The organism is Rhodobacteraceae bacterium M382 (genome assembly GCA_025141015.1).
Classification (GTDB): domain Bacteria; phylum Pseudomonadota; class Alphaproteobacteria; order Rhodobacterales; family Rhodobacteraceae; genus Aliisedimentitalea; species Aliisedimentitalea scapharcae.
On record CP081098.1, the window covers coordinates 605981 to 631412 of the forward strand.

The window sequence follows — 25432 nt, forward strand, 5'->3', positions numbered from 1 at the left end:
TTACTTGAGTTCGGCTGTTGCTGCAGCGATCCGGCGCAGACCTTCGCGCAGCTCCGCTTTGGAGTAGGCATAGGACAGGCGGAAGTACCCAGGCAATCCAAAGGCCCGTCCGGGAACCAAGGCCACCAAGGCTTCGTCCAGAAGATAGCTGCAGTAATCCGCGTCGGTTTCGATGGTTTTCCCCTGCGGCGTGACTTGGCCAAAAACGCCGCTACAGGACGGGAAGACATAAAAAGCCCCGGATGGTTCCGGACAGATCAACCCGTCGATCGCATTCAATCCGTGAACAACCAAATCGCGACGGGCACGGAATTCGGTGCTGCGGGTTTCCAAATGGTCCTGTGGGCCGGTCAGAGCCGCGACGCTGGCCGCCTGTGCGATCGAACACGCGCCTGATGTCGATTGCCCCTGGATGGCTGTCATTGCCTTGATCAGCGGCACCGGGCCGATGCCCCAGCCGATGCGCCAGCCGGTCATGGCGTAAGCTTTGGATACACCATTGACGATCAGCGTCCGGTCGGCCAGATCGGGGGCGGCGTTGCGAAAACTGGTGAAGGGTACATAAGCAATGTGCTGGTAGATCTCATCCGCCAAAATCCATACATGCGGATAGCGACGTAGCACGTCGGCCAGTGCTCTAAGCTGATCGGCCGAATACATGACACCGGATGGGTTTCCCGGTGAATTCAACATCAGCCACCGAGTTTTGTCGGTGATCGCCATTTCTAGCGCTTCGGGTGTCAGGAGAAACCCGGATGACGCCGGGCAGGGGACCGACACCAAAGTTGCCTCACAAAAGTCGATGATGTCCGAGTAGCTGGTCCAATAGGGAGCAGGTACGATCACCTCATCGCCGGGATCCACGGTGGCGAGGAGCGCGTTGGACAGAACCTGTTTGGCACCGGTCGAAATGAGGACCTCTGCCGGGTCAGTTGCAAACCCTGCCTGATCGGCCACCGCCTGACGCAATGCGGGAGTGCCTTGGGTCGAGGTATACCTGGTGTCCCCACGCAATGCCGCCTGATGGGCCGCCTCGATCACGTGATCGGGTGTCGGGAAATCCGGCTCGCCAGTTCCAAAAGTCAAAACCGGTTTTCCTGCTGCCCTCAGCGCCTCGGCGGCATCAGAGACATGTGCAATTTCGCTAAGGTTCAGGGCGCTGGCCCGGTGTGATCGGCGGAAGTCGGCGATGTTTGTCATGCTGTTTCGCAATACTTTCTGACGGTTTGAGTCAGCGTATCTTTACTTGACAGGCAAGGAAATCGAAGTTCTGGAATGGATGCATTACAAAATGGAATGACAAATGCCCCGTGCCCGCCGGTTTACCCCACCAATGTCCTGGTTGTCCGCATTTGAAACCGTGGCGCGTTTGGGGTCGGTCACAGATGCTGCGCGCGAAATGGATCTGACCCAGGGGGCTGTCAGCCGTCAGGTGCAAAAGCTGGAGGATGCGGTGCAAGTGCCGTTGTTTCAGCGCGATCGCAAGCGCATGATGCTCACACCCCAGGGAGCAGCCTATGCCGAACAGGTGCGTGCGGCAGTCAATCAAATCGCTGCCGCGACGATAGCGCTACAGGCGAATCCCTTGGGTGGGGCACTGAATCTGGCCATACTGCCCGCTTTTGGTGCCCATTGGCTGGCACCGCGTTTGCCCGGATTTTTGCAGGCCCATCCCGGGATTACCTTGAACCTGGGGACCCGAACCGACCCCTTTGATTTCACGCAAGAGACCTTCCACGGTGCGATTCACTTTGGACAGGATGACTGGCCCGATACCGAAGCGTTGAAACTGTGGGACGAACAGGTTGTGGCGGTCATGTCGCCGGATTTGGAGGTGGCGGACATGGAGTCGCTGTCGCATCTGCCGCGGCTGCAACTGGCGTCGCGCCCTTGGGCCTGGGATCAATGGTTTTCCGCGCAGGGGCTGGTGGCGACAGGGGCTCCGGCCATGGTTCTGGACCAATTCGCAACCATGGCGCAGGCGGCGCAATCGGGTTTGGGGGTGGCGTTGATGCCGGACTATCTGGTGGGCAAGGATCTGCAAGACGGGCGATTGATTGCCATGCCCGGAGCCGCCAGGGTCAGCGTCGGTAGCTATTATCTGGTTTGGCCCCGGGCCGGTCGGGATTATCCGGCATTGCAGGCCTTGCGCGATTGGCTGACCACGTTATGCAAAGAGACATGATGGACTTGCTCGACCGAAAAATAATCGCGGAGTTGCAACGCAATGCCCGCGAATCCACCACCAAGATCGCCACCAAGCTGGGCGTTGCGCGCACCACTGTGCATGAACGTATCAGCCGCATGGAGGACCGTGGCGTCATCGCTGGGTATTCCGTGGTGCTGCAGGAACATCCCGAAGGCCACAAGGTGCAGGTGGTGGTTATGGCCGAGGTCCAGCAAAAAGAAACCCGGCGGATCATCAAGCGGTTGGAAACCTATCCCGAGGTGCGACAATGCCTGTCTATCAACGGTGAGTTTGACCTGATTATCTGTGCCGAAGCCCCGCGGATCGAAGACCTGGATATTCTGGTCGATGAAATCGCGGCGATTCCTGGCGTGGTTCGCACCAATACCAACGTGATTTTTGGCCGACGGATTGACCGCATCTGACGAATTGACGGAAATTTCGTCGAATTGACGAAATGAGGACTCGTTTCGTCAATCTGGTCGCTACAAACTGAACATCTCATCCGCCACCCTTTTTGCAATAAAAGGAGATGTGCGATGCATTGGAACATTTGTGTAGTCGGCGCGGGCAAGATCGGTCAGATGATCGCGACGCTGCTGAAAACGTCGTCCAACTACTCTGTCACTGTGGCGGACCATGATCTGGCCGCGCTGGGCGCGATCAACAAATTGGGGATCGCCACTAAACAGATCGACGCCAAGGATGAGGCAGGGCTGGCCGAAGGGCTAAAGGGGTTTGACGCAGTTGTTTCTGCAGCGCCATTCTTTTTGACCCCCGCGATTGCTGCGGCTGCCAAGCGTGCTGGTGCGCATTACTTTGACCTGACCGAAGATGTCGCAGCGACCAATGCGGTACGCGATCTGGCCGCCAACAGCGAAACAGCATTCATGCCGCAATGTGGGCTGGCGCCTGGATTTGTCGGTATCGCCGGAGCGGCGCTGGCTGCGGAATTCGATACGCTGGACACCCTGCACATGCGGGTGGGGGCGCTGCCGCTTTATCCGACCAATGCGCTGAAATACAATCTGACCTGGTCGACTGATGGGTTGATCAACGAATACTGCAATTCCTGCGATGCCATTGTGAACGGCAAGCTGGTCAAGACCGCCCCGCTCGAAGACTATGAGATCCTCGGTCACGACGGCGTGGAATACGAATGCTTCAACACTTCGGGCGGTTTGGGCACGTTGCCTGAAACCCTGGATGGCAAGGCGCGCGCGGTATCCTATCGGTCGATCCGTTATCCGGGTCATCGCGACATACTGAAATTGTTGCTCACTGATCTGGGGCTTGAACGGCGTCGCGATCTGCTGAAAGAGATCTTTGAAACCGCGCTGCCCCGTACCGATCAGGATGTGGTTTTGGTCTATTGCACGGCGCGCGGGCAGATCGACGGCCAGCTGCGCGAAAAAAGCCTGATCAACAAATCCTTTGCCCGAACCATCAATGGACAGGTCTGGAGTGCCATTCAGGTGACCACGGCAGCCGGAGTTTTGGGCGTTGTTGACCTGATGCGAACCGGCGGACTGCCCGCGTCCGGATTTGTGCGCCAGGAACAGGTGCAGCTCTCGACCTTCCTGGAAACCGAATTTGGCCAGCTGTACCGCGCTGGCGACATCACCCAACTGAACAAGGCGGCCTGAGACATGAAAGATACAGTCATGACACCACACACCCTTTTTGCAAATCTGGGCCTGACCGAGGCCGAACTGACAGGCGGCACGCTGACCGTGCATTCGCCCATCGACGGGCGCGCATTGGCGGATCTCCACGAAACGCCTGCGTCCGACATGGATGCAATTCTGGCGCGCTCCAAAGCCGCGTTTAAGGCATGGCGCATCGTCCCGGCACCGCGCCGCGGAGAGCTGATCCGCCTGCTGGGCGAAGAGTTGCGCGCCGCCAAAGATGACCTGGGAGCCCTGGTCAGCTGGGAGGCCGGCAAGATCACGTCCGAAGGCCTGGGCGAAGTGCAGGAGATGATCGACATCTGTGACTTTGCCGTCGGTCTGTCGCGCCAGCTGTATGGCCTGACCATCGCCAGCGAACGTCCCGGCCATCGGATGATGGAAACCTGGCAACCGGCCGGTCCGGTTGGTGTGATTTCGGCCTTTAACTTCCCGGTTGCGGTCTGGTCGTGGAATGCGGCGCTGGCGCTGGTCTGCGGCGATCCGGTGATCTGGAAACCCTCCGAGAAATCACCTCTGACCGCCCTGGCTTGCCAAAAGATCTTTGATCGTGCTCTGGCACGGTTCGGGGATGCGCCGGATGGGTTGTTGCAAACTCTGATCGGTGGGGCGGACCTGGGCAAGTCGCTGGTTGCGAGCGAAGATGTCCCGATCATTTCGGCAACCGGTTCGACCCGGATGGGCCGTGCAGTGGCACCGGTTGTGGCGGAACGATTTGGCAAATGTATTCTGGAATTGGGCGGCAACAATGCGATGATCGTCGGCCCCTCGGCAGATCTGGAAATGGCCGTGCGGGCCATCGTGTTCTCGGCTGTCGGCACCGCCGGTCAGCGCTGCACCACCCTGCGCCGTCTGATCGTGCATAATTCCATCCGAGAGGACCTGGTTGCACGCTTGAAAAAGGCCTATGCTGGCCTGCCCGTTGGAAACCCGTTGGAAGAGGGTACCCTGGTCGGTCCCTTGGTTGATGCAGAGGCCGGCGCGGCCATGACGGCGGCGCTGGACGCGGCCCGCGTCGAAGGCGGCACCGTTCATGGTGGCAATCGCGTTACCAAAGGCTTGCCAGCCAATGGTGTCTACATGGAACCGGCGATCGTTGAAATGCCGGGTCAAAGCGCGACGGTCAAAGCCGAGACCTTTGCCCCGATCCTTTATGTGTTGGGGTATGACGAGTTCGCGCACGCGCTGGATCTGCAAAATGATGTGCCCCAGGGTCTCAGCTCCTGTGTGTTCACCCTGAACATGCGCGAAGCCGAAGAGTTCCTGTCTCCGGCTGGTTCGGACTGTGGTATTGCCAATGTCAACATTGGTCCGTCTGGTGCAGAAATCGGTGGTGCCTTTGGCGGCGAGAAGGAAACCGGAGGCGGACGTGAAAGCGGTTCGGATGCTTGGAAATCCTATATGCGTCGCCAGACAAATACGGTGAATTATTCAGCAGAATTACCCTTGGCGCAGGGTGTCAAATTTGACATCTGAAACACAGCGAACACAGCCCATCTGGGTTGAATGAGCTTTACCTCGTAAATGCTGCCGTCCTGATTCCATCGGGGCGGCAGTTATTTTTTGGGGGGCGGTACCGGTAACCCAGCGCCTCTTTTGGAGGCGCTGCCAGGCCCAACGGTTTTGATTGCATCGCAGATGCGCGAAAAACGGGCGGGAGCACCACCAGCCGGTCTGCGCCGACTTAGAAGTCCAGACCGAGGTCCACGGTCTGTGCCGAATGGGTCAGCGCGCCAGAGGAAATATAGTCGACGCCAGTCGCTGCAATCGACGCGATCCGCTCCAGCGTCACATTGCCCGAGGCTTCGGTGATGATCCGGCCTTGTACCATATCCACAGCGCGCGCCAGGGTATCATTGTTCATGTTGTCCAGCAAAACCACGTCCGCCCCGCCCACGGTCAAAACGTCTTCCAACTGATCCAGCCGATCCACCTCGATCTCGACTTTCATCATATGCGACGCATTGGCTTTGACGGCTTCCAGCACTGCTTGCACGCCGCCAGCGGCAGCAATGTGGTTGTCCTTGATCAGGATCGCATCCGAAAGGGAATAACGGTGGTTGAAACCACCGCCATGCAGAACGGCCTGTTTCTCGACAAGCCGCAACCCGGGCGTGGTCTTGCGCGTGCATGTGATGCGGGTTTTTGTCCCCGCCGCAGCGGTTACAAAGGCGGCAGTCTTGGTCGCAATTCCGGTCAGTCGACCGGCAAAGTTCAAGGCAACCCGCTCTCCCATCAGGATCGACGCCGCTGATCCTGAGATGGTCATCAGGGTCTCGCCCTTGTGCGCCGTTTCCCCGTCACCGATCAGGGTCTGTACGTCCAGCGTCGGATCAACCAGACCAAATGCGATCCGCGCAATCTGCATGCCGGACACCACCGCATCGGCGCGGGCGTTCAATCGCGCGACATAAGTCACGTCGCCGGGAACGACAGATCGCGTGGTGATATCCCCATAGCTGCCCAGATCTTCCATCAGCGCGTTGCGCACCAAGGGTTCCAGGATCAGATCGGGAAGAGAGGCATTGCTTATCCGGGGGCTCATTTGAATTCACTCACGATTTGGGCGCGCAATTGCAGCGCCTCAGACAGGGTCAGGCGCGATCGTTGGCCGGGACCGGTCGCGGCATCGGGAAAATCGGTGCGGGCATGGGCACCGCGGCTTTCTTCGCGTTGCAAGGCACAGGCAGCAATCATTGTCGCCGTTGCGCACATATTGAGAAAGCTCTCGCAATGGTCGTTTTCGGCCTCCAGCTGCGCGATCCTGCACAGCGCGGTCTTCAGGCCGGCGGCGTCGCGTAGAACACCAACATGGGTCGTCATTGTTTGACGCAGGGCGGTTACGGCCTCGGGGGAAACCGGGTCGCCACCGGGTGGGAACTGCAAATCAATCGGGTTGCACGTTTCTGGTGGCAGGTTTTGTACAATGTCCAACGCGCAGATCCGGGCATAGACCAGCGCCTCCAACAAACCATTCGAGGCCAGTCGATTTGCTCCATGCAGCCCGGTCGAGGACGCTTCGCCACATACCCATAGGTTTTTCAACCCGGAATGCCCGTTTTGGTCCGTTGCAATCCCGCCCATATGATAATGCGCAGCAGCGGCGACGGGGATCGTGTCCGCCACCGGGTCCACCCCGCCTCGACGACAGGCTTCGGCGACAGACGGAAAGTTTTCCAGAAGTGCAGCTCCCAAAGCTGCCCGCGTATCCAGCGATGGCCGATGTCCTGCCTGGGTTTGGGCAAAAATCGCCCGGGCCACCACATCCCGCGGGGCCAGTTCGGCATCAGGGTGTTGGGTCAACATGAACCGCTCTCCCTGGGCATTCACCAAAACGGCCCCTTCACCGCGCAGCGCTTCGGTGGCCAACGGGGCGGGGTCTTCGCCAACGTCGATGGCGGTGGGATGGAACTGCACAAATTCGGCATCGGCGATGTCCGCCCCGGCGCGGGCAGCCATGCCAATCACCTGTCCGCGGATACGCGGCGGGTTGGTGGTCAGCGCATATAATCCGCCCGAGCCGCCCCCGGCCAACAGATAGGACGAACCGCGCAACATCAACGGAGCTGATCCTTCGGGGGCCGAAGATTGCAGCACAACGCCGTCCACTGTGCCAGCCGTTTGTGACAACCGGACGGCCATTGTCCCTTCGAGCACCTGAACCGACGGCGTAGCTCGCACCTCGGCGATCAGCGCGGCCATGATTTCGGCACCGGCCTGATCGCCCTTGACCCGCACAACACGGGCAAAGCTGTGCGCTGCTTCGCGCGAGAGCACGTAGCCACCGTTTTTGGTACGGTCAAAGGGTGTGCCCAATGTCGTCAGTTGCAGAATGTGTTCGCGGGCGGCTTGGGTGACCATATGAGCCACGTCCAGATCCACCGTACCGGCACCCGCACGTTGGGTGTCTGCGGCATGGGCTTCGGGGCTGTCTGCCTGATCCATGGCGGCGGCCACACCGCCTTGCGCCCAGGCCGAGCTGGCACCTTCACCAAGTGGGTCAGGTGAGATCAGAACCACCGGATGCGGTGCTAGCATCAGCGCTGCATATAATGCACCCAGCCCGGCACCGACGATCACGACACGTCCGGTGGTGATCTCTCGCATTCGGATATCCTCAGATGCCCAGCTGGCGGCTGAGGTCGATCATGCGTTGTACGGACAGGCGGGCTTTGGCGGCTACAGTCGGGTCGACTTCGACTTGGTTGTCCATGGTGTGCAGCACCCACAGGACTTTTTCCAGAGTGATCTTTTTCATGTAAGGGCACATGTTGCACGGGCCGACAAATTCGACCTCGGGCAGAGAATCCGCGATATTCGACGCCATTGAGCATTCGGTGATCAACAGGGCCTTTTCCGGCTTTTCTTCGGTGACATATTTCAGAATGCCACTTGTCGAACCCGAGAAATCCGCCTCGGCCACCACATCGGGGGGGCATTCAGGGTGGGCGATCAGGCGGGTGCCGGGGTTCCATTCGCGGAAATCGCGCAGATCCTGAGGGCTGTATTGTTCATGTACGATGCACGAGCCTTCCCACCAGACGACGTTCTTTTGTGGAACATCCTTGGCCACGTTTTGGGCCAGGTATTGGTCGGGCGTCATGATGACCGTGTGGCTCTCCTGCGCGGCCACGATCTGGGCAGCGTTCGAAGAGGTGCAGCAGATGTCAGAGGCGGCTTTGACCTCGGCCGTGGTGTTGACATAGGACACGACAGGCGCACCGGGATAACGGCGGCGCATCTCATCGACGCCCTCGGCGGTGATGGATTCGGCCAGCGAGCATCCGGCTTCCATATCCGGCATCAGCACGGTTTTTTCAGGGCTCAGGATCTTCGACGTTTCGGCCATGAAATGCACACCACATTGAACGATCACATCGGCGTCGACTTCGGTGGCCTTGATCGCCAGTTGCAGGCTGTCACCGACGAAATCTGACACGCCGTGAAAAATTTCGGGCGTCATATAGTTATGACCCAAAATCACTGCGTTGCGCTCGGCTTTGAGGCTGTTGATCGCTTTGACATAGGGCGCATAGATCGCCCAGTCGGATGGCGGAACAACCCGATTCATCCGGTCATAAGTCTCGCTCATCGACGCGGCGAGCTCGGGCGAAGGGGTGAGGTCGTAATGATCCGCAAGGGTGGCACGGATATTTGTCAGGTCGAGCAACGGCTGGATCCCCGCAAACTTGAAGGTGGGCGATTGAATAGAGGAATTGGTGCCTTAGGGCCAGTGGAAAGAGCGTTTTCTTTCAACGGTTTGATTTGATCCTCTGGTCAAATCTTCTGTGTTAGCGGGAACAGGGTGACGTCTGGTCCAGTGTCCTGTGATTTTCTTGAACTGTTTCAATCTGATGGGTGGCCAAAGGCGGCCGAAGGCATCGTGTTTTTTGACCCGGTTCCAGATGATTTCATGGTCGAGTTTCTTCAGATTTCCCATTCGATTTGGGTATTTCCAGCACGCAGACAAGGGAATCGCCTGTTCCGTTTCGTCGCAGTGGTTTCATTTGATCGCCTGTTCGATCTGATAGGCAAAGCGCAACAGCCGTGCATCAGACCCCTTGGGGCCGGTGATGTGCAACCCAACAGGCATCCCGTCCGAAGATTTCCCGAATGGGATCGAAATCGACGGCAGCTCCAACACCGGAGTCAGTGTGACGGTGCGCCAATCTTCGGTAATTTCACGATCCCCAAGATCGGCGGAAAAGGGCAGTCCTGTTGCCGTTGGCCACAGAGCAAAGTCGTAACGGTCAAAGAATGCAACAGTTTCGGTCCAGATTCTGGCCCTCACGGACTGATATGCGACAAAATCCGCCAGGCTCAATCCGTCGCCCGACGCGCAGGCTGTGCGAAAACTTTCCCCGGACAGCGACATGTCGGGGTCCAATGCTGCGCGGACCCCCAAGGCGGATAGCCCGCGGGTCAAATGGGCAAAATCGTGCAACGGGGCCAGATCGGGCGCGGCATCTGCGACCTGCCAGCCCAGCGACTCGCACAGGGCCGGAACCGGCGCGAGCGCAGAAAGTATTGATGCGTGTGGGGATGTGCCGAACGGGGCGGCACAAAAGGCCAACCGCCCAGCGGGGAAAGGCATGTCGAGCGCCGACACCTGCGGGACGTCCTGCCAGAACCCCAATGGCTGACGGGCGTCATTGCCAGCCATGACCGACAGCATTAGCGTCAGATCGGCAACATTGCGCGCCATTGGGCCAGGGACGGACAGCCCGTCGAAGGGGACCGGGTTGGGATCGTGCGGAACAAGGCCTGAGGTTGGCCTGTAACCGACCACACCGCACCAGGCAGCGGGTGTGCGCAGACTGCCGCCCAGATCAGAGCCATCTGCCAGCGGAACCATATGCGCCGCCAACGCCGCCGCTGCCCCGCCTGAGCTGCCTGCCACAGTGCGTGTCGGGTTCAGCGGGTTGCGGGTGGTCCCGGAAACCAGGTTGGACGTTTGCCCGGAAAAGGCAAACTCCGGGGTATTTGTTTTGCCGATGATAACCGCACCTGCGGCGCGCAGGCGGGCAACATGCAGGGCGTCAAAGTCGGGGGTGTAGGTCGCAAAACTGCGCGATCCCCAGGTTGTGCGAAGCCCCTTTGTTTCAAAGACGTCCTTGATGGCGATAGGTATACCATGCAGCACCCCCAAAGGGGCACTCGCATCCGCCTGTCGGTCCAGCTCTTCTGCCTGGGCAAAACCCGCGTCCCAATCGAGCGTGACAAAGGCGTTGACCTCGGGTTCCCGCGTGTCGACCTGGCGCTGATGCGCTCGAAGAGCGTCAGTCGCTGTGATCGTCCGCTGGTGCAAGCGATGGGACAATGCGCGGGCATCGAGAAAGGGAATTTCCGTCATGAAAGCGGCCTTGGGCGAGAGTATGTGTCCGATCAGATTAGGAAACTGTTTCGCCTGACACAGGTCGAAAACGTCCAAATCTGGGTCCAGCCGCGACTCACGGGCAAAATTCTTGCCAAGAATTTTTCCAAGAAAATTGGAATTTTCTTTGTTTCGAGTGTGGACCGGTCAGAGCGGTATGCTGCCCATCTTTCCTTCTCCACGCTCGCGTGCCAAGGTCATCTGTTTCTGGCGTTCGCGGAACCGGTTCTTGTCCTGGTCCGAGGTTTCTTCGATGCATTGATGACAGCTCACCCCCTGTTCGAATTCGGGGCGCTCGGTGTCCTGTGGCAACAGCGGGCGACGGCATCCATGACACAGGACGTGCGGACCTTCTTTCAGCCCATGGCCAACAGACACCCGGTTGTCGAACACAAAACACTCCCCTTCCCATGTGCTGTTCTCGGCAGGGACCTCTTCGAGGTAACGCAGAATGCCACCTTTCAGGTGGTAGACATCTTCGACACCTTGTCCCAGTAGGAAGTTGGTCGATTTCTCGCAGCGGATTCCACCCGTGCAAAACATTGCAACGCGCTTGTTGTGAAACCGGTCCTTGTTGTTCTCCCACCAGCTGGGAAATTCTCCAAAACTCTTGGTTTCGGGATCGACCGCACCCTGAAACGTCCCAATAGCTATTTCGTAGTCGTTGCGGGTATCAATCACGACCACGTCGTCCGAAGCGATCAGGTCATTCCAATTCTCTGGCGTGACGTAATGGCCGACAGTGGCGCGCGGATCGACATCCGGCTGCCCCATGGTGACGATTTCCTTTTTCAACCGCACCTTCATCTTGCCAAAGGGAGGATGGTCCGATGTTGCCTCTTTCCATTCCATATCGGCACAGCCGGGCAATGACCGGATGTGTGCCAGAACAGCATCGATTCCGGCCCGTGTCCCGGCGATGGTTCCATTGATCCCTTCATGCGCCAACAGCAATGATCCCGTGACACCGTGATGGTTGCACAGGTCCAACAGATTTGGTTTCAATGCGGCAGGCTCCGCAAACCGGGTAAAGTGATACAGGGCAGCAATGGTGAACATAACGCGGCATTAGACCGCCTGCCCCTGATTTTCAAGGGGCCTCGGATCTGTCCAAATGTGCCTACAGGCGGTTTCCAAGCCCGGTCTCAGCGATTAAACACAGAAAGGGTCACATTGGGAGAGACCATGACAAGCGCGCTGATCGTGATCGATGTCCAAAACGATTTTTGCCCGGGTGGTGCACTGGCCGTGCCGGATGGCGATGCCGTGGTTCCTGTCATAAATGACATGATTGCCCGCTGGCAGACCGTGATCCTGACACAAGACTGGCATCCCGCAGGACATTCGTCATTTGCTTCGCAACATCCCGGAACATCTCCGTTTGAAACCATACCAATGCCCTATGGGGAACAGGTTCTGTGGCCGGATCACTGTATCCAGGGGACCCGCGGTGCAGCCTTTCACACGGACCTGAATACCAATGCGGATCTGATTCTTCGCAAAGGGTTTCGACCCGAAATCGATAGCTATTCCGCCCTGTTCGAAAATGATCGAACAACGGCGACAGGTCTGGACGGGTATCTGCGCGACCGGGCAATTCACAGTCTGACACTGGTTGGGCTGGCAACAGATTTCTGTGTGTTTTTCTCGGCCATGGATGCAAAGCGATTGGGGTATGATGTGTCCGTGGATTTGGCGGGATGCCGGGGAATCGATCTGAACGGGTCACTGGAGGCGGCGTTGAAAATGATGCGCGCGGCCGAGGTGACGCTGATTTGAGTCAGCTGGTTGCTTTTTGTTAACTGGATGGGCCTACGACTTTTGGGGGTAAGGTTCGCCCAAAGGTTTCATAATGCAGACAGCGCAGGCAGGGCAAGCAAACGGATCGGGTCCTGACACCCGGCCTTTTGGGTCGGCCGCCTTGTTTCGAAGCTATGCTGTCTCCCGCACGCAAAAATGTCGTTATCGGCAGATAACGACATTGATTGGTGCCTGCATCTTTTGGGCTCTTATTTCCTTTCCTGTGGCGGTCATGGCGGCCGTTTTGGTAATTGCCGGAGATATTCTGGATCACTTGTGCCTGCGTTTTGCATTGCGCATGCTGGATCGAGGGGGCGATCTACCACGGCTCAAATTGTTTACCATGCTCAGCGCAGGGGTTCAGGCCGTCACCATTGTGGCGGCCATATCGCTGGCCTGGGACAGCTTTGGTGCGCATTCGGAGCCGCTTTTGGCGATTGCCATGCTGACCGGAGTTGCCGTCAACGGTGGGGTTGCATTACCGTTTCATTCCGGCGCCGCGATTGTTCGAATGGGGATTTATGGTGCCGCGATCCTGGTCCAATTCGGAGCGGAATTTCTGGTGGTGGATCAGGATCTGACCAAGACTTTTGCCAATTTTCTGGGTGCCCTCATTCTGGCCTATACGGTCTATTTGTTCACAAGAGCGGTCAACGCGAATTTTTTGAGTAGTCAGGCAACAACGCTGGAGTTGATGCAGCAACGACAGAAGTTGGAACGCACCAACAGGGAGTTGAAAGAAAAGCAGATCGAAGCGCGAAAGCTTGCTTTGGTAGCGCAACATGCCAATGACAGTGTGATCATAATTAACTCGGATGGGTTAATAGATTGGGTGAACGATGCCTTTTCAGAAATCACGGGGTATTCGTTCAATGAAGCCGTCGGGACGGCACCGGGTGCGCTTTTGAATGCACCGGACACGGATCTTGACGTGGTCGCGCACCTCGCGACGACGATCCTGGCAGGGGAGACATTCAGGGGGGAAATCCTCAATCAGCACAAGCAGGGGCATCAATTCTGGATAGAAACCAACCAAGTCCCGGTCATAGGGGCGGATGGGGAAATTGAAATGGTTGTCGCGATCGAACGCGACATTTCAGCAATGCGCCAACATGCCATGGAGCTGGAGGCCGCCCGCGAAGCGGCCGAGGACGCGACGCGCGCAAAATCTGATTTTCTTGCAACCATGAGCCATGAAATCAGGACCCCGATGAATGGGGTTCTCGGGATGTCTGACCTGCTATCCCAAACGACCTTGAACGACGAGCAAAACCTGTTTGTTCAAACCATCCAGACCTCTGCCAGAACATTGCTGGGTTTAATCAATGATATTCTGGATCTGTCCAAGTTGGACGCCCGGCGTATGGAGTTGAGCCCGGTCGTTTTTGACGTTCACGCCTGTTTTTCCGATACGATCCGCCTGTTGAGAGGGCAGGCACAAGAAAAGTCAGTGGGGTTGAGCGTCGACATTGATGGGACTGTTCCCCGGTGGTTGTCGGGTGATGACCGCCGCATCCAGCAAATTCTGTTCAATCTGGTGGGAAATGCCATCAAATTTACCGAAACCGGGCAGGTGACTGTCCGTGTCACCTGTGAACGAAATTGCAAGAATCCAGTGTTGCGGTTTGAAGTGGAAGATACTGGGATCGGCATTCCCGAGGCCAAGCTGGACAAGATTTTCGAACGTTTTTCTCAGGCCGAAGCTTCGACGACCCGACGTTTCGGAGGCACAGGATTGGGTCTCACCATAGCCCGAATGCTCGCCAATGCGATGGGCGGTGAAATCTTGGTGCGCTCAAAAGTGGGTCAGGGCACCCTGTTCACTGTCTTCCTGCATCTGGATCCCGTTCCATCAGAGGTTCCGATCCAGGAAAGAAACGCGGCACCTATGTTGTTGATTGATCCCAAATCAGGTGAGCCAGAACACGTTCCTAGGGACACGTTGCGTGTTCTGGTCGCCGAAGACAACAAGGTCAACCGGCTGGTCATCGCCAAATTTCTGAAATCCATGCCCGTTGAGGTGTCGTTTGCACATGACGGGCGCGAAGCGGTTGAACGTGCATTGGAACAGGAGCCGGATTTGATCTTTATGGATATGTCCATGCCGGTGATGAATGGTCTGGATGCTACGCGTGAAATTCGAGCCAAATGCCCCGTACAACCCAGAATAGTCGCCCTGACCGCGAACGCATTCGAGAGTGATCGAGATGCTTGTCTTGCCGCGGGAATGGATGGTTTTTTGACCAAACCGCTGTCTCGGGCAGAATTATTGGCCGTTCTGGAGAAATTGCAGCCGCGGGAAAACCATCGGATGCAGGGTTGACTTCCCTCGTTGCGAACCCTTGTGTGATTACTCAGATCTGGCACAACCCGAGAGGTCCAGGGTGGATATCGCAACGCGTGTTTACAATCACAAATGGAAGATTGATCCGATTGTCAGGTCGTTGATCGACACTGACTTTTATAAGCTGCTGATGTGCCAGTCGGTATTTCGCAATAAGTCCGACACCCAGGTGACGTTTTCCCTGATCAACCGATCCACGCATATTCCGTTGGCCCATCTGATAGATGAGGGCGAACTGCGCGAGCAACTGGATCATATCCGCTCACTGAGCCTGAGCCGGGGCGAGAGCACCTGGCTGCGCGGCAACACATTCTATGGCAAACGTCAGATGTTTCGCCCAGATTTTATGGAATGGTTCGAAAATCTGCGGCTGCCGCCCTATCATCTGGAGCGGCGAGGCGACCAATACGAACTGACATTCGAAGGCAGTTGGCCCGAAGTCATGTTGTGGGAAATTCCGGCGTTGGCGGTGTTGATGGAGTTGCGCGGGCGTGCCGTCCTGAATGACATGGGGCGGTTCGAACTTCAGGTGCTTTACGCGCGAGCCATGACCAAGGTCTGGGAAAAGATAGAAAAATTGCGCGAGATTGACGGTCTCTCTATTGCTGATTTCGGGACCCGTCGTCGTCATTCCTTTTTGTGGCAGGACTGGTGTGTGCAGGCGATGATGGAGGGGATCGGAGGCAAATTCACCGGAACCTCAAATTGTCTGATCGCAATGCGACGTGAAGTAGAGGCCATCGGGACAAATGCCCATGAATTGCCAATGGTTTACTCAGCTTTGGCCAGGAACGATGCCGACCTGGCACAGGCTCCCTATGACGTCTTGCGCGACTGGCATGACGAGCACGAAGGCAACCTGCGAATTATTCTGCCGGATACCTATGGAACCAGAGGGTTTTTGGACAACGCGCCGGATTGGTTGGCTGGGTGGACCGGCATTCGGATAGACAGTGGAGAGCCGGCCAAGGGTGCCGAAATTGCAATCAATTGGTGGCGAGACCGCGGCGAGGACCCGCGCGACAAGCGGGTGATTTTTTCTGATGGATTGGATGTGGCCCAAATCGCCGAACTGCATGCTCGGTTTTCCGGGCAGGTCAATGTGTCGTTTGGCTGGGGAACCCTGCTGACCAATGATTTTCGCGGGCTGGTGCCCCAAGAGGCATTGGCTCCCTTTTCTTTGGTGTGCAAAGCGGTTTCGGCAAACGGTCATCCGACGGTCAAGCTGTCAGATAATCCGGAAAAGGCGATGGGCCCACCAGAAGAAGTGCGTCGCTACAAGCGGGTATTTGGCGTGGGAGCACAGGATGCGATCAAAGTCGTCGTATGACCACAGGGAAACTGTGTGACGGGGCGCTCCCGCCCGGACGCGCTGGATCAGAGATCCATCTTGTCCAGTTGGGCCGGGCAGCGCGGGCTGAAGCCCGCGCTGATGCGGTGACGGATTATACGCCAGTTTTTAGGCAGAGTGCCGGTTGAGGCGGCGTTCACGCCAGATCACCATCAACCCTCCTGCCGCGATAAGGAGGGCACCAGGAAAGAGATCTTGGAACGGAGCCTCATCAAAGGTGATCCACCCCATGACAAAGGCGATGGGAATACCGAAATAGCTGAATGGGGCGAGGTTGCTTTGTTCCGTCATTCGGTAGGAGGCAACAAGACAAAGCACGGCAGTGCCCCCCAATCCTCCCATAGTCATGATCCAGCCGAAGTCTTCCCAGCTGTTGATGGCTGAGAACCCGCCCATGACCAGGGCCAGCGCGGTGGCCGTTACCAGGGCGACACCGGCCGAGTAGAGATTGACCAAGGCCGTCGAATGGCTGGCGTCGATCCGGCGGGCCGTCACGCCGGCAAGCGCATAAAGGAATGCCGCGCCAAGCGGGGCCAGGGCAATCGGCGCAAATGTTTCACGCCCCGGTCCCATGACCAGCATGACGCCGGCGAACCCCAGCAAGACGGCGGACCACCGGACCCAGCCGACCTTTTCCCCCAACAGAGGCACCGCAAGGGCGGTCATGAACAGGGCGTTTGCATAAGTGATGGTCGACGCCGTGGCAAAAGCCATATGTCCCAGCGACAAATAGAACAGAAACTGGGCAAAGGTGACGATAAAGCCGCGCGCACAGGCCAAAGGCCATTGGGATATATGCCAGTTGCGTACACCTTGCCGCCAGGCGCGGGCGGACCAGAGCGCGACAAAGGCGGGCACCAGCCCAAACAGGTTGCGCCAGGCTGACAGCTCGGCGGCCGAATAGCTCACCGACAGATGTTTGATGATCAAACCCATCAGGTCGAACAGCACCAAAGCCAACAGCGACAACAGGATGGCTGTGCCGGTGCGATCCGGGTTTGTCATGGGTTACCCATGATAGGCAGCCACGGTTTTTAGCTGCGAAAAGCCGTACAGGGCCTCAAAGCCCTTTTCGCGTCCATGGCCGGATTTTCCAACGCCACCAAAGGGCAGTTCGACCCCGCCACCTGCACCATAATTATTGATGAATACCTGGCCGGACCGCAGTTGTTTGGCCAGACGCATTTGCCGGCCACCATCCCGGGTCCAGATGCTGGCAACCAGCCCGAAATCGGTGCTGTTGGCAATGGCAATCGCCTCTTCTTCGGTGTCAAAGGGGATCAGGACCTGCACCGGGCCAAAGATCTCGTCGCGGGCCAATGTGTGATCCGCAGGCACGTCGGCAAACAAAGTGGGCCGGACATAAGCACCAGTTTGCGGGGCCGTGTCGATGATATGGCCCTGCGCTGCGATGGGTAGATCAGCGCCCTGGTCCAAGAACCCAGTGACGATTTGTTTCTGACGTTCCGAAATCAATGGCCCTAAACGCTGGTCATCCGTAGCGGGACCGACGGTGAGGTCACCATATGCCTGCGCCATGCGAGATTTGACATCCTCATAGACGCTGCGATGAACCAGAATGCGGGAAGAGGCGGAACAGGTCTGACCGGCATTCTGAATACCCGCATTTACCAGAAATGGAAGGGCGGCATCCAGATCTGCATCGTCAAATACCAGTTGCGGCGACTTGCCGCCCAATTCCAGCGTGACAGGAACGACATTGCGACCTGCAGCCTGCTGGACCAAGGCACCAGTGGCCACCGAGCCAGTAAACGAGATGTGGTGCACACCGGGATGCGCGGTCAAGGCTGCGCCTGCTTCGCCCCCCAAACCGGGGACCACGTTCAAGGCGCCGGCCGGCAATCCGGCCTCAACAGCCAAATGAGCAAACGCCAGCGCAGTGAGGCATGCCTCTTCGGCCGGTTTCAGAACAGCGGCGTTGCCCATGGCCAAAGCAGCGCCGACGGACCGACCGATGATCTGCATCGGATAGTTCCAAGGTACAATGTGGCCGGTCACCCCGTGCGGTTCGCGCAGGGTATAAACGGTATAGCCATCGAGATAGGGGATGGTTTCCCCCATAATCTTGTCCGCTGCTCCGCCATAGAACTCACAGTATCGCGCCAACGCGATTGCATCGGCGCGCGCCTGGGTTAGTGGTTTGCCAACATCCATAGCTTCGAACATGGCCAGTTCATCGACCCGATCCAGAACCAACTGTCCCAATCGGGTCAGGATACGGCCACGGTCCAGCGCAGTCATCCGTCCCCAATCGCCCTGCAATGCAGCCTTGGCGGCGGTGACTGCCGCATCCACATCCGCGGCGGTGCCCCGGGCTATCTGGCAGAGCTCGACGCCGTCAGAGGGGTTGATCAGCGGCAGAGTCTGGCCAGAGGTACCGGGGCACCATTTACCATTGACCAAACAAAGGGAGGGGTCGAACCAGATGGGATTAGACATTGTCTAAGCTCCTGCGCAGTGTTTCAGGGTCCGGAAGCACCGGAGCCGCGGCAATAAGAGATTGGGTGTAGGGATGCTGGGCGGCGGTAAAAACGGCTTCGGTCTCGCCCTGTTCAACGATCTTGCCAGATTTCATTACCAGAACCCGGTCGGTGACGGTGCGCACGACGCTCAGGTCATGGCTGATAAACAAATAGGTGAGGTTGTAGGCCTCGCAGAGCTCTGCAAGCAGGTCGAGTATCTGGGCACGAACCGAGACATCCAGCGCGCTGACCGCCTCGTCAAACAGGATCAGCTCAGGGCGGATGATCAAGGCCCGCGCAATTGCGATGCGCTGTCGCTGACCGCCCGAGAATTGATGAATATATTTGTTGGCGTCATCAGGCTCCAGGCCAACAGCGCGCAGCATTTCGGCGATCCGATCGCTACGCTCGGATCCGGTGGGCGCGGAATTCAGCAGGTGAAAGGGCTCTGTGATCAGCCGGTCAACACGATGACGCGGGTTGAAGCTGCCAAAGGGGTCCTGGAACACCACTTGCATTTTTCGGCGAACGGCCAGATTGGGTTTGTGACCGGTGAAAACCGGTTCTCCGTCCAGCAAGATCCGGCCGCCCTGTACGTCTTCCAACCCCAAAAGTGCTCGGGTCAGAGTCGATTTTCCGCAACCGGATTCCCCGACAAGCCCCAGCCGTTCTCCGCGGTTCAACGTGAATGAAACCTCATCGACGGCGCGGTAATGCCCTGGTCCTGTAAACAGCTGTGTGCGGGGCAGGCGATAGTCGCGAATTACGTGTTGAACGTCGAGCAGCGGTACAGGAGGTGGAACCGGGGGAAGCGCAACCTGATGCCGGGAGGCATCAAACAGCATCCGCGTATAAGGGTGTTGCATGTTGGTCAAAAGCTGGCGCGTTGGTCCGGTTTCAACCACTTCTCCGTGGCGCATGACCACGATCCGGTCGGCCATGTCTGCCACCACAGCCAGATCGTGGGTGATCATCAAAAGCCCCATGTCGAATTCGGTAACCAGATCTTTCAACAGATCGAGAATCTGGGCCTGTGTGGTGACATCAAGCGCGGTCGTCGGTTCATCTGCGATCAACAGCTTGGGGCGCAAAGCGATGGCCATGGCGATCACCACCCTTTGGCGCTGTCCGCCCGACAGTTCGTGCGGATAACGTGTCAGTGGGAAGCGGTCGGCGGGCAAGCCAACGCGGGTCAGCACGTCGCGGGCGTGCTCTTGTGCTTTGACGGGTGTCATCGCCTTGTGAATCAGGATGGTTTCCATCACCTGATCACCGATTGTCTTTACCGGGTTCAAGGCGGTCATGGGTTCCTGAAACACCATTCCGATGGATTGTCCCCGCAGGGTGCACATCTGCGCTTCGCTTTGGTCGAGGATGGACGTATCCCCAAGCCGGATTGCGCCATTGGTCATGCTGCGTTCGGGTAGCAATCGCATTGTGGCCAACGCGGTCATGGATTTTCCCGATCCGCTTTCGCCAGTGACGGCAACGATTTCTCCGGGGCCGATGGACAGAGAAACATCCCGCAAGATCGGCAGCCCGCCAATCGAAAGCGATAGATTTTCGACGGAAAGCAGGGTCATGTGCGCGCCACCCGCAATTTGGGGTCCAACCAATCGCGCAGCCCATCACCCATCAGGTTAAGCCCCAGAACCGTGACGATAATTGCCAACCCCGGCACCAATGCCAGATGCGGTGCAAAGCTGACCATTGTCTGAGCATCTGCCAGCATTCGGCCCCAGCTGGGGGTCGGAGGTTGCGCGCCGAGGCCAACATAGGACAGGCCAGCTTCGGCCAGGATGCCCAGGGAAAACTGAATGGTACCCTGCACAATCAGCAGGTTGGCCACATTGGGCAGGATATGTTCGGCTGATATACGAGCAGCCCCCTTGCCTGCGACACGGGCGGCAAGGATGAATTCGCGTTCCCACAGAGACAGCGCTGCACCGCGCGTAATGCGGGCAAAGACAGGGATGTTGAAGATACCGATCGCGATGATCGCATTGATCGCCCCTGCGCCAAAGACGGCGGTGATCAGGATCGCGATGACCAACGAAGGAAAGGCAAACACCAGATCATTGGCACGCATGATCAGTTCGTCCAGCCAGGATCCCCTGCGTGCAGCTGCGGTCAGGCCCAGAGGGATGCCGATGCTCATTCCGATCCCGACGGCCACCAACGCCACGGCAATCGACGTGCGCGCGCCCACCATGATCATCGAAAAGATGTCGCGGCCAAAGTGGTCGGTGCCAAACCAATGGGTGCCATTTGGAATTTGCAGCTTGGCCGGGATGTTCATTGCTGTGTGTTCAAAAGGGGTCCAGACAAAGGACAGCACAGCGGCCAGTACCACCAGGGATGACAGGATCGCACCCAGGACCAGGTTTCGGCTCATGTCCGGCTCCTCAGGCGGGGGTCCACGGCGGCATAGGCCAGGTCCACAGCAAAATTCACGACGATGACAGCGAACACCAACAGCATGACGACGCTTTCGACCACAATCAGATCACGTGACGAAATTGCCTGGAACACAAGCCGCCCGAGCCCTGGCAGGTAAAACACCTGTTCAATGATGATCGATCCTGCCATCAGGAATGAAAACTGCAACCCGATGATGGTCAGCACCGGGATCAACGCATTGCGTACCCCGTGCCGCCACAGTGCCTGACGACGGGTGAGCCCTTTGGCCCGCGCAGTGCGCATGAAATCCTCGCCCAGAATGTCCAGCAGAGCCGACCGCATGACCCGGGCCAGAATGGACGCCTGCGGCAAGGCCAGGGCAATTGCGGGCAGGGTCAGAGAATGCAACCCGACCCAGATCCCGTCGTCCCATCCGGCAAACCCGCCTGCCCCGAACCACCGCAGGTTGATGGCAAAAATCAGCACCAGGATCATGGCGAACCAAAAATTGGGGATGGCGACCCCCAACTGTGTGGCACCCATCATGGCGACATCACCTGCTGTGCCCCGGCGTGCGGCGGCATAGATCCCGGCCGGAAACGCAATCAATGTCGAAAGCATCAATGCATATAGGGCCAACGGCAGCGACACCCACAGGCGTTCGCCGATCATTTCGGCCACCGGCGTGCGATAGGTATAGGATGTCCCGAAATCACCTTGGATCAGCCCGCTGACCCAGACAAGATACCGTTCGGTCCGAGACATATCGAGCCCCAGTTCAGCCCGCAGGGCAGCGACCGTGTCGGGCTGTGCATTGATGCCCAACATAAATGACGCAGGATCGCCCGGCGCAACCTCGACCACTGCAAAGATCACCAACGAGGCAATGGCGAGGCTGATCAGCAGCGATAAAAGACGTTTGAGAGTATACCGTACCATTGCCGCCACGTTAGGCGGGTGTTCCGGGCGGGTCCAGAAAATTGACGCACTGGAACGCAAGGGCATTTTCGCATCTGACGATTGAATTTGTTTGCTATTATTTCACTTTGGTCGAAACATCCCCGACAGACCCCTGTCCACCGGTATGCAACAGGGGCAAGCGAGGGCACCGATGCATGAGGAATTCGATTATATCATTGTAGGTGCTGGTTCTGCGGGCTGTGTTCTGGCCAACCGGCTGGGAGCGGATACTTCGCAAAGGATCCTGGTTCTCGAGGCCGGGCCAATGGATTATGATCTGATGATCCATGTGCCTGCCGGGGTCTATTCGGTGTGGCACAAGCCGGGGCTAAACTGGAACTATGACAGCGAACCCGAACCCGAACTGGACAGTCGTCAGGTATTCATTCCCCGTGGCAAGGTTTTGGGTGGGTCGTCGTCCATCAATTCGATGGTCTATATGCGCGGGCACCCGCTGGATTACGATGGCTGGGCCAGCCGTCCGGGCATGGCGGATTGGGCATTTGACCGCTGCCTGCCTTACTTTCGGGCCGGAGAATGTTCGGACCGAGGCGGCAGCGTGTGGCGCGGAGACGCGGGGCCGCTGGGGGTTAGTCAGGCCGGCTATGACAATCCGCTGTTTGATGCATTCGTGGCGGCAGGTCCGCAGGCCGGGCAGGGACAAACCGATGATCCGAACGGATATCAACCCGAGGGCACCACCCGATTGGATGCGACACGGCGACATGGCCGCAGGTGCAGTGCCGCGATTGCACATCTGCGCCCGGCGTTGAAGCGAGGCAATGTCACGTTGGTCACTGGGGCTGAGGTGCAACGGGTGGTGATCGAAAACGGTCGAGCGACAGGTGTTGAATACATCCACCGCGGCAAGCGGCTGAGGGGGCAGGCAGGGCGGGATGTGATCTTGTCCGGCGGGGCGTTGAATTCGCCACAATTGTTGATGCTTTCGGGTATTGGGCCGGCGGGTCATCTGACAGACCATGGCATCCCGGTCGCAGTGGACAGCCCCGGTGTGGGGCAAAACCTGCAGGATCATGCCTGTATCATTCTGCAATATGCCTGTCCGTTGCGGTTCCCGTTGCATGTCGTTGACCACCCACTGCGCAAGGCCGCCGCCGGGCTGCGTTGGGTTTTCATGCGGGATGGGGCGGCGGCGTCGAACATCTGGGAGGCAGGCGGGCTGATCCGGTCGGATGACTCGGTGGCCTATGCCGATCTTCAATATCATTTTGCACCAGTGGCCTTTGAATATGACGGGCCAAAAATCACGCTGATGCAGGGGTTTGCCATCCATGTGGATCAATTGCGCCCGCGCAGCCGCGGGGCAGTGACATTGCGGTCGGCAGATCCTGCACAAGCACCGCGTTTGAACTTTAACTTCTTCTCCGAACCTGCGGACCTGGACGAGATGGTGCAGGGGGTTTTGCGCACCCGCGAGCTGATCTCGCAACCGGCATTTGAGGGGCTGCGAGGTGCGGAAATCACGCCAGGACCAGAGGTGCGCAGCCTAGATCAAATCCGGGCCTGGGTACGTCAAGCGAGCGAGACAGATTTTCACCCCAGCGGCACGTGTCGGATGGGCGTGGGCGAAGATGCTGTTGTTGGCCCCGATCTGAAAGTCCACGGAGTCGACGGGCTGCGCGTGGTGGATGCTTCGGTGATGCCATGGATCACTTCGGGAAATCTGAATGCGCCAACGCAAATGATCGCAGCCAAGGCAGCAGATATCATCGCCGGACGCGATCCTTTACCCGCTGAACAGGCGGCCTATGCATTTCGAAGCTAACCTCTTAGGAGCAAAAAAAAGCCGCCCCTCTGGGCGGCTTTTCGGTGAATTGGGGGGGATTACTTGGCCCAGCTGACCCCCGTCAGATCCGTTGCTTGGGTCGGGGCATTGACCCACAACCCTTGGAGATCAGCTTTGGCCACGCCCAATGCAGCCAGCTGGAACAGGTAACCGTTCACATAATCATCGGCGATGATTTTTTGGGCCTGCTGGAGCATCTCTGTTCGCTTGGCCGGATCGGTGGTGCCGTTCAGGTCGGTCATCAGCTGCTGGAAGGCTGCGTTGTCATACTGGAAATAGTATTCGGGGCGCGCATAGATGCCGATGTCCATCGGCTCGGTATGGCTGACGATGGTCAGGCCAAAGTTTTTGCCGCGAAAGACCGTTTCCAACCACTGCGCCCATTCCACATTGGTGATCTCAGCCTTGATCCCGACCTCGGCCAACTGGGCCGCGATGATCTCTCCGCCACGGCGTGCGTAGGATGGCGGTGGCAGGTGCAATGTGGTCTCAAATCCATCCGGGAATCCGGCTTCGGCCAACAACGAACGGGCCATGTCCGGGTCATGGGCGGATTGGCCGGTCAGATCCACATAGGCCGGGTTGTGGGGGGCAAAATGGGTTCCAATCGGGGTGCCATATCCAAACATGGCACCATCCACGATGGCCTGCCGGTCAATGGCGTGGGCGACAGCCTGGCGCACTTTGACGTTGTCAAACGGAGGTTGCTTGTTGTTGGTCGACAGGATGGTTTCGCCTTCGGTTGATCCGATCAACACCTGGAATCGCGGGTCGGCATCAAACTGAGGCAGGTTTTCCGGCGCGGGATATCCGCTGAATGCGTCGATGTCTTCGGCCATCATCGCCGCAAAGGCGGCGGTGGGGTCTGAGATGAATTTGAACGTGGCGCTGTCCAGGTGCGCAGGTGTGCCCCAATAGTCAGAATTTTTCACCAGCTCAATCTTGTCGCCCTGAACCCAACCGGAGAATTTGAATGCACCGGTCCCGATTGGGGTTGTCTTGATGTCGCCAATGCTTTCCGGTGCAACAATCACCGCATCACCCCAGGCCATGTTGAACAGAAAACTGCCATTGGGTTCGCTCAGCGTTACCTTGACGGTCATCGGGTCAACTACGGAAACATCCGAGATCCCGGCAAACAGTGCTTTTTGTGCATTGGTGCTGTCTTCGGCGCGGGCCCGATCGAGGCTGAATTTCACGTCCTCGGCGTCCATGCCGGTGCCATCATGAAAGGTCACGCCGTCCTGCAGATGAAAGGTATATTCCGTCCCATCATCGGAAATATCCCAGCTTTTTGCCAGTCCGGGCACAACGGACCCATCCCCCATGAACCGGGTCAACCCTTCGAAAACATTCGAATACAGGACCGAGTCGATGGCACCGGCCGCGGCAGATGTCGGGTCCAGATGCGGGGGTTCGAGCTGCAGCCCAACGGTTACGGTGCCTTTGGCCAGAGCGACCCCCGTGGTGAGCGCCAGAATCGAACTGGCCGTAAGAACAATTGATTTGAATGACATATTTGTGTCTCCCCGTCTGG

The 25432-nt window shown here is 58.0% G+C and carries 20 protein-coding genes; 8 read left to right on the plus strand and 12 right to left on the minus strand.

All coding sequences use genetic code 11. The features are described from left to right. A complete protein-coding gene (locus K3727_02700; GenBank protein UWQ91734.1) occupies positions 1-1200 on the minus strand; it encodes a pyridoxal phosphate-dependent aminotransferase in 1200 nt (399 codons plus the stop codon). A 103-nt stretch (positions 1201-1303) separates the two neighbouring features. Here K3727_02700 and K3727_02705 point away from each other — a divergent pair, with 103 nt between their 5' ends. From K3727_02705 to K3727_02720, 4 genes are all read left to right on the plus strand, one after another. Continuing rightward, complete coding sequence (locus tag K3727_02705; protein UWQ91735.1) at positions 1304-2185, plus strand: LysR family transcriptional regulator; 882 nt, start codon at positions 1304-1306, stop codon at positions 2183-2185. Further along, entirely contained in the window at positions 2185-2613 is a 429-nt protein-coding gene (locus K3727_02710; GenBank protein UWQ93249.1) for an Lrp/AsnC family transcriptional regulator, read from the plus strand. The genes K3727_02705 and K3727_02710 overlap by 1 nt, the downstream gene beginning before the upstream one ends. A 114-nt stretch (positions 2614-2727) precedes the next feature. Beyond that, positions 2728-3834: a saccharopine dehydrogenase NADP-binding domain-containing protein gene (locus tag K3727_02715; protein ID UWQ91736.1), complete on the plus strand. Its 1107-nt coding sequence runs from the start codon at positions 2728-2730 to the stop codon at positions 3832-3834. Positions 3835-3852: 18 nt separating this feature from the next. After that, the gene (locus K3727_02720) at positions 3853-5352 is read left to right on the plus strand and encodes an aldehyde dehydrogenase family protein (protein ID UWQ91737.1); all 1500 of its coding nucleotides are present in this window, start codon (positions 3853-3855) and stop codon (positions 5350-5352) included. Positions 5353-5560: 208 nt separating this feature from the next. Here K3727_02720 and nadC read toward each other — a convergent pair whose 3' ends face one another. The 5 genes from nadC to K3727_02745 form a co-directional block, all read right to left on the minus strand. Continuing rightward, positions 5561-6421, minus strand: a complete 861-nt coding sequence (gene nadC, locus K3727_02725; GenBank protein UWQ91738.1) for a carboxylating nicotinate-nucleotide diphosphorylase — start codon at positions 6419-6421, stop codon at positions 5561-5563. After that, positions 6418-7983 carry an L-aspartate oxidase gene (locus K3727_02730; GenBank protein ID UWQ91739.1) on the minus strand — a complete coding sequence of 522 codons (1566 nt, stop codon included), beginning with the start codon at positions 7981-7983 and terminating at the stop codon, positions 6418-6420. Before K3727_02730 ends, nadC begins: the two co-directional genes overlap by 4 nt. Positions 7984-7993: 10 nt before the next feature. Continuing rightward, positions 7994-9046 (minus strand): quinolinate synthase NadA, encoded by a 1053-nt coding sequence (gene nadA / locus K3727_02735; GenBank protein ID UWQ91740.1) that lies wholly within the window; start codon positions 9044-9046, stop codon positions 7994-7996. Positions 9047-9379: 333 nt separating this feature from the next. Beyond that, on the minus strand, positions 9380-10729 hold the full coding sequence (locus K3727_02740; GenBank protein UWQ91741.1) for a hypothetical protein: 1350 nt from the start codon (positions 10727-10729) through the stop codon (positions 9380-9382). A gap of 168 nt (positions 10730-10897) precedes the next feature. Next, positions 10898-11809 carry a rhodanese-related sulfurtransferase gene (locus K3727_02745; protein UWQ91742.1) on the minus strand — a complete coding sequence of 304 codons (912 nt, stop codon included), beginning with the start codon at positions 11807-11809 and terminating at the stop codon, positions 10898-10900. A gap of 126 nt (positions 11810-11935) precedes the next feature. Between K3727_02745 and pncA the strand changes: the two genes are divergently transcribed. From pncA to pncB, 3 genes are all read left to right on the plus strand, one after another. Further along, the gene (gene pncA, locus K3727_02750) at positions 11936-12529 is read left to right on the plus strand and encodes a bifunctional nicotinamidase/pyrazinamidase (protein UWQ91743.1); all 594 of its coding nucleotides are present in this window, start codon (positions 11936-11938) and stop codon (positions 12527-12529) included. A gap of 253 nt (positions 12530-12782) precedes the next feature. Next, positions 12783-14873 carry a response regulator gene (locus K3727_02755; protein ID UWQ91744.1) on the plus strand — a complete coding sequence of 697 codons (2091 nt, stop codon included), beginning with the start codon at positions 12783-12785 and terminating at the stop codon, positions 14871-14873. Between the two features lie 61 nt (positions 14874-14934). Continuing rightward, positions 14935-16224 (plus strand): nicotinate phosphoribosyltransferase, encoded by a 1290-nt coding sequence (gene pncB / locus K3727_02760; protein ID UWQ91745.1) that lies wholly within the window; start codon positions 14935-14937, stop codon positions 16222-16224. A gap of 129 nt (positions 16225-16353) precedes the next feature. Here the strand turns inward: pncB and K3727_02765 are convergent, their stop codons facing one another. From K3727_02765 to K3727_02785, 5 genes are read right to left on the minus strand one after another with little or no spacing between them, the layout of a single operon-like run. After that, positions 16354-17250 (minus strand): DMT family transporter, encoded by an 897-nt coding sequence (locus tag K3727_02765; protein ID UWQ91746.1) that lies wholly within the window; start codon positions 17248-17250, stop codon positions 16354-16356. Positions 17251-17253: 3 nt separating this feature from the next. After that, complete coding sequence (locus tag K3727_02770) at positions 17254-18705, minus strand: aldehyde dehydrogenase family protein (GenBank protein UWQ91747.1); 1452 nt, start codon at positions 18703-18705, stop codon at positions 17254-17256. Then, entirely contained in the window at positions 18698-20311 is a 1614-nt protein-coding gene (locus K3727_02775) for a dipeptide ABC transporter ATP-binding protein (protein ID UWQ91748.1), read from the minus strand. The genes K3727_02770 and K3727_02775 overlap by 8 nt, the downstream gene beginning before the upstream one ends. Further along, positions 20308-21123 (minus strand): ABC transporter permease, encoded by an 816-nt coding sequence (locus K3727_02780; protein ID UWQ91749.1) that lies wholly within the window; start codon positions 21121-21123, stop codon positions 20308-20310. Before K3727_02780 ends, K3727_02775 begins: the two co-directional genes overlap by 4 nt. Then, positions 21120-22067, minus strand: a complete 948-nt coding sequence (locus K3727_02785; protein UWQ91750.1) for an ABC transporter permease — start codon at positions 22065-22067, stop codon at positions 21120-21122. The genes K3727_02780 and K3727_02785 overlap by 4 nt, the downstream gene beginning before the upstream one ends. Positions 22068-22239: 172 nt before the next feature. Between K3727_02785 and K3727_02790 the strand changes: the two genes are divergently transcribed. Beyond that, positions 22240-23874, plus strand: coding sequence for a choline dehydrogenase (locus K3727_02790; GenBank protein ID UWQ91751.1), 1635 nt, complete (start codon positions 22240-22242; stop codon positions 23872-23874). 59 nt (positions 23875-23933) lie between these two features. On the opposite strand, the gene K3727_02795 is transcribed toward K3727_02790, so the two are convergent. Further along, a complete protein-coding gene (locus tag K3727_02795) occupies positions 23934-25412 on the minus strand; it encodes an ABC transporter substrate-binding protein (protein UWQ91752.1) in 1479 nt (492 codons plus the stop codon). Positions 25413-25432 lie beyond the last annotated feature (20 nt).

Coding starts and splice junctions, on each gene's coding strand:
- K3727_02700 (UWQ91734.1), bottom strand. CDS start 1,200: ATGACAAACATCGCCGACTTCCGCCGATCACACCGGGCCAGCGCCCTG.
- K3727_02705 (UWQ91735.1), top strand. CDS start 1,304: ATGCCCCGTGCCCGCCGGTTTACCCCACCAATGTCCTGGTTGTCCGCA.
- K3727_02710 (UWQ93249.1), top strand. CDS start 2,185: ATGGACTTGCTCGACCGAAAAATAATCGCGGAGTTGCAACGCAATGCC.
- K3727_02715 (UWQ91736.1), top strand. CDS start 2,728: ATGCATTGGAACATTTGTGTAGTCGGCGCGGGCAAGATCGGTCAGATG.
- K3727_02720 (UWQ91737.1), top strand. CDS start 3,853: ATGACACCACACACCCTTTTTGCAAATCTGGGCCTGACCGAGGCCGAA.
- nadC (UWQ91738.1), bottom strand. CDS start 6,421: ATGAGCCCCCGGATAAGCAATGCCTCTCTTCCCGATCTGATCCTGGAA.
- K3727_02730 (UWQ91739.1), bottom strand. CDS start 7,983: ATGCGAGAGATCACCACCGGACGTGTCGTGATCGTCGGTGCCGGGCTG.
- K3727_02740 (UWQ91741.1), bottom strand. CDS start 10,729: ATGACGGAAATTCCCTTTCTCGATGCCCGCGCATTGTCCCATCGCTTG.
- K3727_02745 (UWQ91742.1), bottom strand. CDS start 11,809: ATGTTCACCATTGCTGCCCTGTATCACTTTACCCGGTTTGCGGAGCCT.
- pncA (UWQ91743.1), top strand. CDS start 11,936: ATGACAAGCGCGCTGATCGTGATCGATGTCCAAAACGATTTTTGCCCG.
- K3727_02755 (UWQ91744.1), top strand. CDS start 12,783: ATGGCGGCCGTTTTGGTAATTGCCGGAGATATTCTGGATCACTTGTGC.
- K3727_02765 (UWQ91746.1), bottom strand. CDS start 17,250: ATGACAAACCCGGATCGCACCGGCACAGCCATCCTGTTGTCGCTGTTG.
- K3727_02770 (UWQ91747.1), bottom strand. CDS start 18,705: ATGTCTAATCCCATCTGGTTCGACCCCTCCCTTTGTTTGGTCAATGGT.
- K3727_02775 (UWQ91748.1), bottom strand. CDS start 20,311: ATGACCCTGCTTTCCGTCGAAAATCTATCGCTTTCGATTGGCGGGCTG.
- K3727_02780 (UWQ91749.1), bottom strand. CDS start 21,123: ATGAGCCGAAACCTGGTCCTGGGTGCGATCCTGTCATCCCTGGTGGTA.
- K3727_02785 (UWQ91750.1), bottom strand. CDS start 22,067: ATGGTACGGTATACTCTCAAACGTCTTTTATCGCTGCTGATCAGCCTC.
- K3727_02790 (UWQ91751.1), top strand. CDS start 22,240: ATGCATGAGGAATTCGATTATATCATTGTAGGTGCTGGTTCTGCGGGC.
- K3727_02795 (UWQ91752.1), bottom strand. CDS start 25,412: ATGTCATTCAAATCAATTGTTCTTACGGCCAGTTCGATTCTGGCGCTC.